1 protein-coding gene is annotated in these 609 nt (G+C 48.3%); it reads left to right on the top strand.

Going from position 1 to position 609, the window contains the following annotated elements:
- Positions 1–7: 7 nt before the first annotated feature.
- A partial coding sequence (trhA, locus tag R7F64_RS24055; protein WP_318072174.1) for a PAQR family membrane homeostasis protein TrhA occupies positions 8–609 on the top strand: 602 nt, incomplete at its 3' end.

Genomic DNA, 609 nt, shown 5'->3' with positions numbered 1-609 from the left:
CGCATTGATGTCCTCACCGCAGAAACCTCAATACAGTCAAAGTGAAGAGCTTGCCAACACCATCACGCACGGTATTGGGATGATTTTCGGCATCGTCGGGTTAATCCTGTTGTTAATCAAAGCGACAAACCACCAAGCTGACACATTGACCGTGACAAGCATGGCGATCTACGGCTCCAGTATTATTGTGCTGTTTTTAGCCTCAACGCTGTACCACGCGATCCCTCACCCTAAAGCGAAACGCTGGCTGAAAACCTTCGACCATTGCGCTATTTATCTGCTTATTGCTGGCAGTTACACGCCATTTTTGTTGGTGAGTTTACGCACGCCACTTGCGTTTGGCTTGATGATAGTTATCTGGAGCATTGCTTTGCTCGGCATCATCATGAAGGCCGCGTTTGTTTATCGCTTTAAGAAGTTGTCGCTGATGACTTATTTGGTGATGGGATGGCTGTCGTTGATTGTGATTTATCAGCTGGCGATCAATCTGGATATCGGTGGACTTACGCTGCTTGCGGTGGGCGGTTTGGTGTACTCGCTAGGGGTGATTTTCTACGTTGCGAAGCGTATCCCCTTTAACCATGCGATTTGGCACGGCTTCGTTTTAGC

It is taken from the genome of Vibrio sp. Vb1980 (genome assembly GCF_033338615.1).
Taxonomy (GTDB): Bacteria; Pseudomonadota; Gammaproteobacteria; order Enterobacterales; family Vibrionaceae; genus Vibrio; species Vibrio alginolyticus.
Note: the sequence above shows the minus strand (reverse complement) of the source record. Positions and strands in the feature narration are given on the sequence as shown.